The organism is Enterovibrio norvegicus DSM 15893, from assembly GCF_900115495.1.
Taxonomy (GTDB): Bacteria; Pseudomonadota; Gammaproteobacteria; order Enterobacterales; family Vibrionaceae; genus Enterovibrio; species Enterovibrio norvegicus.
In genome coordinates this window covers 1-8,836 of record NZ_FOWR01000073.1, presented here as the reverse complement: position 1 = coordinate 8,836, position 8,836 = coordinate 1, and the positions used below count along the sequence as shown (strand labels likewise).

Here is an 8,836-nt window from a genome sequence, read left to right as displayed (position 1 = left end):
TGACCATCAACAGCAGGAATAACGTGCCAGCCGTACGCTTCGAAACGCTTAGGCGTGTCGTCAGTGAACCAGCCTTCTACGTGACCATCGATAGAAATACCGTTGTCATCCCAGAATGCAACCAGCTTGCCCAAACCTAGCGTACCCGCCAGTGAACAGGCTTCGTGAGAGATACCTTCCATCAAACAGCCATCGCCCAAGAACACATAGGTGTTGTGGTCAACGATGTCGTGGCCTTCACGGTTAAATTGCGCCGCCAGAGATTTCTCTGCCATTGCCATGCCGACCGCATTGGTGATGCCTTGGCCTAGAGGACCCGTGGTGGTCTCGATGCCTGGTGCATATCCGTACTCAGGGTGACCTGGGGTTTTTGAATGCAGTTGACGGAAATTTTTCAGATCGTCAATCGACAGATCGTAACCGGTGAGGTGAAGCAGAGAGTAGATCAACATTGAACCGTGGCCGTTCGACAGCACGAAACGGTCGCGGTCAGCCCACTCAGGGTTTTGCGGGTTGTGGTTCATGTGGTCGCGCCACAATACTTCGGCAATGTCTGCCATACCCATAGGGGCACCTGGGTGACCAGAGTTGGCTTGTTGTACTCCGTCCATGCTTAGCGCACGGATCGCATTGGCAAGGGTTTTACGTTCCATCTTGGGCTTACCTTAAACTATGAATTTCAGACCTGATATCAATCAACAGAATGATATAAGAAATAAGAGAGCGGCAATAGCCGCTCTCGAAAATGTCTTTTGTTAGATTTAGAGTTTCTCGCGAATGGTTACTTCTAACTTGCCTTGGTCGACAGCGAAGTTGCGAATACCCTCTGCTAATTTCTCTACGGCCATTGGGTCTTGGTTATGTTCCCACAAGAACTCTGCATGGCTCATCGCGGCTGGTCGCTGCTGAACTTCTACGTCATCAGACAATTTCTGAACCACTTCGCCTTCTGCATCAGAAAGTTCTTGCAGCAGTTGTGGGCTGATGGTTAGGCGGTCACAGCCTGCCAATTCCAAAATTTCGCCGGTGTTACGGAAGCTTGCGCCCATGACTACCGTGTTGTAACCGTGAGTTTTGTAGTATTCGTAAATTTTAGAAACAGACAATACGCCTGGGTCTTCCGCAGGTGCAAAGTCACGGCCTTCGGCAGCTTTGTACCAGTCCATGATGCGACCAACGAAAGGTGAGATAAGGTAAACACCTGCCTCTGCACATGCGCGTGCTTGAGCAAATGAGAACAACAGTGTCAGGTTACAGTTAATGCCTTCTTTCTCTAGCACTTCTGCGGCACGGATACCTTCCCACGTTGATGCCAGCTTGATCAGGATACGATCGTTGCTGATACCCGCTTCGTTATACATGCTGATCAGTTTGCGTGCTTTTGCCACGCTGCCTTCGAAATCGTAAGACAAACGTGCGTCAACTTCTGTTGAGATGCGGCCAGGAATCACGTTAAGGATTTCTTTACCTATGTTAACGGCAAGGCGATCGCCTGCGTCAGCAACTTGCTGCTCAGTGTCTTGACTCATCGCTTTCGCGTAAGCGATCGCGTCGTCAATCAACGGCGCATATTCTGGGATGTCGGCAGCTTTAAGAATGAGAGAAGGGTTAGTGGTGGCATCTTGTGGTTGATATTTCGCAATCGCATCAATATCACCCGTGTCAGCAACGACTGTTGTGAGCTTGCGTAGTTGTTCCAATTTCGTGCTCATCTTTTAAACCTTTTTGTCTTGAGTTTCACTATGGCAGCAACGCTACCAGTAGGTGCTCAGTGCTCCTGTAACCCGCGGTCTACAAGGGGGTAGACGCTTGGATGAACAAATGTATCGAGCGTGAGCAAATGATAGGGTCATATTTGTGTTTTTACGCGATAAAGTCAACGATCTGATCGGATAAATCTCACTTCGATCTCACACGCCTTTCGCGTAGTAACGGATTGTGTTGAATCTGTGACGGAGTCTTAGTTTCACTTCTGGAAGCAAGCTAACGTACTTTGGTTGATACAACACACCGTACTGAATTTTTCTTTTTGGTCACCGTTTTTCGTTGCTTGTCTTTGTTGCTTTTGGTCCCACACTCAACAAAATGAGGGTGTATAGGGCAGTGAAAGTCACGAAGGGTTATTCATTATCGACCATATTTAGCAGTGCCATCGCACAACTTGCACTTGTGGCAAGTACATCAATGGTGCCAGTTTTTAACGCACCTAAAATCGACAGTGCTTTACGGCTTTCACTTGCCATCGCAATGACATTTGGGATACGCGTTAAGTCGCTCATTTCTAAGCCAACAACGCGATCTCGCATCAATGTATTGGCGCGACTACCATCCAATTTGAAGAAATCAAAGCCGCCAATATCGCCAACAATGCCATCATTAACGCGTGCTTCGACAAACTCTTTTGCAGAAAAGCAGCCCAACTTCACCATATGGCTGTTCTCGTCCATGTCACCAATACCTACTAACGCGAACTCTGCTTTTCGTGCCTGATTCAAGGTTTCATTGATGTTGGGATGATTCAGAAAAACATCACGAATTTTAGGGGTATCAACGTATGCAGGGGCATAGAGGGTTTCACTGCTGCCCCCAAACTTCTTCGCAAGGCGACGGCAAATGTGATCGGCGTTAATGATGTCGCCGCTGCGGTGCGTTCCGCCAATGGCACATACAAAGCGCGCATTACGATGAGAGACAATGCCGGGGTGATCAGCCACGGCCGCTACGTTTTGACCTTGGCCAACAGCAACCACCATCCCGTCTTGTAAATTGCCATCGATGAAAGAAGACACCAATGTAGCAACTTGTGTGCGTTGTTCTTGAACACTCGGTTGGTCAAGTGCAATCAAAGCGCGTTTGAGCGAAAAACGGGCCATTAAACGCTGTTCGAGTTGTGCACTGTGAACGGGGTGGAACTTCACACTGATTTCAACAATGCCTTCCTCGCGAGCTCGGCGGAGTAGACGACTGACTTTCGCACGGCTGATACCGAATTTTTTTGATATCTCTTCCTGCGTGGCATTTTGCTGGTAATAGAGAATGGCGATTTCAGTGAGAAAGTTGGTGTCATCAAGCAAGCTTTCGAAGTTGCTACTCAATGTGCGGGTCGTGTTCATGGGGACATCCTGAAAAGATTTAACGCGGGCAGTGTACGTTGAACCCTTTCTATGAACAAATGTTCATGTGTCGGGCATGTGTTCAGTCACGCTTTTAACCTTTTTCTGTGAACTTTTTAAGTCAAGTCCGTGCCATGTTTGTAAAAATGGTCATTCGTATCTAGATTAAAACATAGCGATTAAATGCGCGGATACACGATAGGACAATAGATTTCGCTGAAACTCATTCAAACAAGCTTTTTAAAAAAGCCTGAATAAAAAAGAGTAGGGCGGATAGGTACAGAGTTCGGTTGGTTTTCTCAGAAAAGTTGTGTCGATAATGTGGCTCGTAGGCCGCACGGGACAGCTATGTTTGCTGGGAAGCCCGATATTTATCTGTCAGGGTGGCTAGATGAAATTTCAATCGCTTGTTACAAACAAGATATTATGGATAGCATCGACGTTGTTTGTTGTAGTGCTTTTTGTTGCGGCAGGCGTTCGATACATCAATTTCTTTCCAACATTAACATCCCAAGGCAAAGATCTCAGCGTTGCATATAGCTACTTTATAGACAGCTCAAACAGCCATGTTTTGAGTTATGTACGAAAAGCCGCTATTTTCAGAAACATTGAAGATCCGAAAGAAATTCCTTGGCAGCTTGGAAAGAAATCGTATTGGATCAAGCTAGAAGTCGATAACCTTCTTTCTGAACATCGTCATATGTCGTTGTATTTCGATACACCGATGATCGACAAACTTAGCATTTACCAATTCAATGTTGAGGGCCAAGAAACTCAGCAATGGTCGTTAGGCGACAGCAGCGAACGCGATTACAGAATGGGTGATATGCCCCCTGCCATTCATTTTTCCCTCGATGGTTTCGAACACACCACCCTATACATGCAGGTTTATTCCACCGGTATTCCTGTGATGCCGATTTGGATCCTGGAACAAAACGAATTCCACCTATTGACTCAACTTCTCCATACCCTTTGGGGTGGCTTCATTGCCATCATGTTATTAGTGGCAATATACACTGCTGCTGTGTATGTCTCGTTGAAGGAGCGGGTTTACGCTGTCTACGTGGGCTATGTTTTGACAGCACTGCTTCAATTAGGGGCGATTCACGGCTTTGGTATTTATCTTTTCCCTTCGAGCGTTCAACTTCTCCTCAGTAACAATATTGTTGCACTGACATTTGGGCTGTTCTGGTTCTCTTTGTTGTTTGCGCACCTTTACTTGCGTGTGCACAAATCGAACTCCCTACTGCGTCAGGTCGTGCACTACGGACTGTGGGTGCTGGCTGGCTTGATGGGCATGTCTTTGTTTCTACCGGAACACATCGCAGGTACGTTCTTGATTGCTATGCAGCCGATGTTTTACGGGCTCATTGGTACCTTGGTATGGGTACGCTGGCAAAAAGGTCATAACTGGGGGCACATGTTTATCATGTCGTGGTTACCCTTGGTGATTGCGGGCGTGTTCCCGCCGTTGCTGGCGACTGGCGTGATCGAGTACACCTTGTTCAGCCGTTATGCCTTCATGATAGGCACGGTACTGGCGGTGCTGTTTATGGCACTTGCCCTGGGTGAGCGTTTTCGACAGCAGCGCCGTGAGTCGGTTTATCAACTGACCCATGATGAAACGTCGTTGCTGCCAAACCTCAATGTCATGTCGTTTGCCGTGTCGAACCTCATTTCGAGAAACCGCGAATTTACCCTGTGTTGTTTCCAAATTGACCGCTTTTCAAGTTTATCGCTTTATATGTCGGAAGATGAGAAGCGCTATTTTGTTGGTGAAATATGCTCGCGCTTAAAAAGTGCGCTGGATAGCGACAATGTGAGTGTGTTGGAAACGACGTTTGATAAACATCATCGTCTGGCTAGCTTAAAAGAAGGCAAGTTCGGATTTATCGTTCTTTCTACGGATGCGGAGAAAGTAAAATTACTGGTGTCTTCCATGCTTGATGAGGTGGATAGCTACATCGAATTGAACGCCTTTGGTATTCGTATTCAAGGATCTGTGGGCACGAGTTGCTTCCCGAATGACGGTAAAAATGCAGACTTGCTGATCAACAAATCATTCCAAGCGGTAGAAGACAGTAACCCCTGCGACAAGAAAATAAACGCGTACGATTCGCTGAAAAATTTCAACCGCACCATGAACATGTCGTTGGTGGCGGATCTTAAAAAGGCGATTGATAACGACACATTAGAACTCTACCACCAGCCTCAAGTAGATTTACGTACGGGATCTATTCATGGCTCAGAAGTATTGCTTCGTTGGGATCATCCTAAGTTTGGGCAAATCTCCCCAGAAGTGTTCGTCAAGCTGGCGGAAGAAGTGGGTATGATCAATGACCTCACCATGTGGGTAATTCGCCGTGCGTTCTTCCAGCAAAGCAAACTGATGGATCAAGGCTTTAATCGTCGCCTGTCTATCAACGTGAGTGCCACTGACATTGCGATCCCTAACTTGGTCGATCGCATTGCCGATATTGCCGATTCTTACAGCGTGCCAACAGGGCTTCTTTCCTTAGAATTAACGGAATCGACCATGGTGTCTGATTATGAGCGTTTGCATGAAGTGATTGATAAATTGTCACAGCGTGATATTGAAGTCTCGATTGATGACTATGGTACGGGGTATTCCTCCCTGACGTACCTTTCACAATTACCGTTTACCGAATTGAAAATCGACAGAAGCTTTATTCACTCGCTCACCAGCAGTCCGCGTAAACAAAACATTGTTCGTGCTACCACGGAAATGGCGAAATCACTGGGTTTGATGGTCGTTGCGGAAGGGGTGGAAGACCTAGAAACTGCGTCAGTGCTGAAACGTTACGGTGTCGATATCGCGCAGGGGTATCACTATTCTCGAGCGTTGAGCTTCAACCAGTACATGAATTACATGAAGCGAACCAGTCACCAAGTGCCGCTGGGGTCTAGCCGCTCACGCAAGCTTGGCTCTTAGCCATACCGATTTGTTTTTTCCATCGCTTCACACATAAAGAAGGGCGTGAATGGTATTCACGCCCTTCTTTATGCCCGGTATGTTCAGCGCACTGATCGGCGCTAGTCAGGATAATAAATCGCCCCTAATCGACAAGGTCGCGATGCCCCAGTGACCTCGGGTACATTCCCTGGTTTTCCTTCCATCGCTTGTTTTGCCAACCATGCAAAAGCAAGGGCTTCGAGGGAGTCACCATCAATGCCTTTGGCATCCGTTGGCATCACCTGCCAACGCGGTAGCAAGCGTTGAAGAGACGCCATCAGTGCCGCATTTTGCGCACCACCGCCACACACGAGCAATTCGCCTTCGCTAATGGATTTCACATCGTTTGCGATAGACGTAGCGGTGAATGCCAACAACGTGGCTTGCACGTCTTCGGGCGAGACGGATTCATTTAACAATGCTAATTGCGTATTTAGCCAACCTTGGTGGAATAATTCACGGCCTGTGCTTTTGGGTGCAGGCAGATCAAAATATGGCTCGCTGAGCATTTGTTCAAGCAATGAACGATTGATCGTTCCTGACGCCGCCCATTCGCCATCATGGTCATAGGCTTTGCCTTTGTGATGGTTAATCCAACTGTCCATCAGCATGTTGCCAGGGCCAGTATCAAAGCCCACGACGGGCTTATTTGGCTCAATCACAGATATATTCGCGATACCGCCAATGTTCAACACAACGCGGCTGGTTGTTGCATCTGCAAATAATGATTGGTGAAAAGCAGGTACCAAGGGCGCTCCTTGTCCGCCAAGCGCCATGTCTTTACGCCTAAAATCCGCGACGGTTGTTATGCCCGTCAATGCGGCAATCAGATTGGCATCGCCCAATTGCATGGTGAAGGGCATGGGGCCCGTGGGTTTGTGGAACACGGTTTGACCATGACAACCAATGGCAAGGACATCGTTCGGATCTAATCCCGTTTCGGCGAGGAAGCGATTTACTGTTTCTGCGTAGGTTTTCCCTAGAAAATGGTCGATGGTACCAATTTCTTCCAGCGTAATCGGCTCACCTTGGCTTAAACCGATGAGTTTGCTTTTGAGCGCATCAGGAAACGGATACATCGCTTTATGAAAAAGCGCGGGTGCTGATGCCGAAAAGTCTGCAGCGACAATGTCGATGCCATCTAAACTGGTGCCGGACATGATGCCAATATAAGTGCCCATCGTATGCCTCTTGAAGTTGTTAGGGCATAAGTCTCTCATAGCGAAAAGAATTCAGATATCAAATTCGTGCTTCGGGTTTTCTACCGTGTGCGTATCAGCGTAATATAGCTGCAATATGGCAGAGAAACTGCCGAACACAGCGAAAACAGGAGAGCACCATGGGCCCATTGTGGGTTGATGTTGAAGGATACGAGCTAGACGCGGAAGATCGCGAGCTTTTGGAACATCCTACCGTTGGCGGCGTGATTTTATTTGCGCGTAATTATCATGACAGTGAGCAATTGGCAGCATTAACGGCGTCTATGCGTAAAGCCGCCAAGCGTCCGTTGTTGATTGGTGTCGATCAAGAAGGCGGTCGCGTTCAGCGCTTTAGAGAGCATTTCTCTTTGATTCCGCCTGCGCAGTCTTATGCGAACATGCCGAATGGCGAAAACATGGCGCGCGAATCAGGCTGGTTGATGGCCGCTGAATTGATGGCTCATGACATTGATATCAGTTTTGCCCCTGTGCTTGATCGTGGTTTCGATTGCAAAGCGATCGGCAGCCGTGCGTTTGGTGAAGACAACAGCACCGTGATTCGTTTTTCTACCGCGTTCATGCAAGGCATGAAAGACGTTGGTATGGCAACAACAGGCAAACACTTCCCAGGTCATGGCGCTGTGTTGGCAGATTCGCATGTCGAAAGCCCAGTTGACGAGCGAAGCGACCTGTTCGAACAAGACATGGCGATTTTCAAAGCCCAAATCGATGCGGGTGTGTTGGATGCCATGATGCCTGCACACGTTATTTACCCGAACTATGACGCGCTACCAGCAAGCGGCTCGTCATACTGGCTAAAAACCATATTGCGCAAACAGCTTGGTTTTAACGGTATCGTGTTCTCAGACGATTTAAGCATGGAAGGTGCCTCTGTAATGGGTGGCCCAGCAGAACGCAGCCAGCAAGCGCTAGACGCAGGCTGTGACATGCTGTTGCTGTGTAATAACCGTCAATCTTCGATCGAAGTGTTGGACAACATCGCCATTAGCGACGTTCCACAAGCCGCGACCTTGCTGAAGAAAACCCAATTCTCGGTGAAAGAGCTGAAAGCATCGTCGAAATGGCGCGAAGTTCAGCAACGCGTCGCCGCGTTTGGGGCAGAATGGCAAGAGAAGAATAGCTAAGATCTAGACGCGAAAAGCGAGATTGCGAGAATCGAGGAAGAGCAGAAAAAGCAGGACGGGCAAAAGCGAGAGAGAAACTCAGGATTCAAATAAGCGGTAGTGACGTGCGAATAACAGAGCCTGTAACAGATTCTGTGTAACTGCCATTTAATTAATATGCTTTTCGAGGCGTTCCCCGAACTCGATAATAAATCGACTCATCGCCTGGCGCCAGTTTCGAATCGGCATCGTCCATTTCTTGCTGGCGTCCTTGATGGCCAGGTACACCATCTTCCTTGCCGCATCATCACTTGGGAATACTTTTCGCTTTTTGATAGCCCTACGGATAACGCTGTTGAGCGATTCAATCGCATTGGTGGTGTATATCGCTTTGCGAATATCATCAGGATAATTGAATAACGTATT

6 protein-coding genes and 1 pseudogene are annotated in these 8,836 nt (G+C 47.9%); 2 read left to right on the top strand and 5 right to left on the bottom strand.

The annotated features are described in order from the left end of the window. From BM082_RS23995 to BM082_RS23985, 3 genes and pseudogenes are all read right to left on the bottom strand, one after another. Positions 1-653: pseudogene (locus tag BM082_RS23995) on the bottom strand (transketolase); the annotation flags it as partial. Between the two features lie 108 nt (positions 654-761). After that, positions 762-1,712, bottom strand: coding sequence for a transaldolase (gene tal, locus BM082_RS23990; RefSeq protein ID WP_017011622.1), 951 nt, complete (start codon positions 1,710-1,712; stop codon positions 762-764). 408 nt (positions 1,713-2,120) lie between these two features. After that, positions 2,121-3,113, bottom strand: a complete 993-nt coding sequence (locus BM082_RS23985; protein ID WP_017011623.1) for a sugar-binding transcriptional regulator — start codon at positions 3,111-3,113, stop codon at positions 2,121-2,123. A 391-nt stretch (positions 3,114-3,504) separates the two neighbouring features. Between BM082_RS23985 and BM082_RS23980 the strand changes: the two genes are divergently transcribed. Further along, entirely contained in the window at positions 3,505-6,066 is a 2,562-nt protein-coding gene (locus BM082_RS23980; protein ID WP_017011624.1) for a putative bifunctional diguanylate cyclase/phosphodiesterase, read from the top strand. Between the two features lie 101 nt (positions 6,067-6,167). On the opposite strand, the gene BM082_RS23975 is transcribed toward BM082_RS23980, so the two are convergent. Further along, entirely contained in the window at positions 6,168-7,268 is a 1,101-nt protein-coding gene (locus tag BM082_RS23975; protein ID WP_074928896.1) for an anhydro-N-acetylmuramic acid kinase, read from the bottom strand. 158 nt (positions 7,269-7,426) lie between these two features. Between BM082_RS23975 and nagZ the strand changes: the two genes are divergently transcribed. Next, positions 7,427-8,431, top strand: a complete 1,005-nt coding sequence (gene nagZ, locus BM082_RS23970; protein ID WP_074928893.1) for a beta-N-acetylhexosaminidase — start codon at positions 7,427-7,429, stop codon at positions 8,429-8,431. Between the two features lie 147 nt (positions 8,432-8,578). On the opposite strand, the gene BM082_RS23965 is transcribed toward nagZ, so the two are convergent. Then, on the bottom strand, positions 8,579-8,836 hold a 258-nt coding region (locus BM082_RS23965), incomplete at its 5' end, for a transposase (RefSeq protein ID WP_139218809.1).

What these genes read in the sequence shown, in the direction of transcription:
- tal (WP_017011622.1), bottom strand. Translation starts at nt 1,712, where the DNA reads ATGAGCACGAAATTGGAACAACTACGCAAGCTCACAACAGTCGTTGCT.
- BM082_RS23985 (WP_017011623.1), bottom strand. Translation starts at nt 3,113, where the DNA reads ATGAACACGACCCGCACATTGAGTAGCAACTTCGAAAGCTTGCTTGAT.
- BM082_RS23980 (WP_017011624.1), top strand. Translation starts at nt 3,505, where the DNA reads ATGAAATTTCAATCGCTTGTTACAAACAAGATATTATGGATAGCATCG.
- BM082_RS23975 (WP_074928896.1), bottom strand. Translation starts at nt 7,268, where the DNA reads ATGGGCACTTATATTGGCATCATGTCCGGCACCAGTTTAGATGGCATC.
- nagZ (WP_074928893.1), top strand. Translation starts at nt 7,427, where the DNA reads ATGGGCCCATTGTGGGTTGATGTTGAAGGATACGAGCTAGACGCGGAA.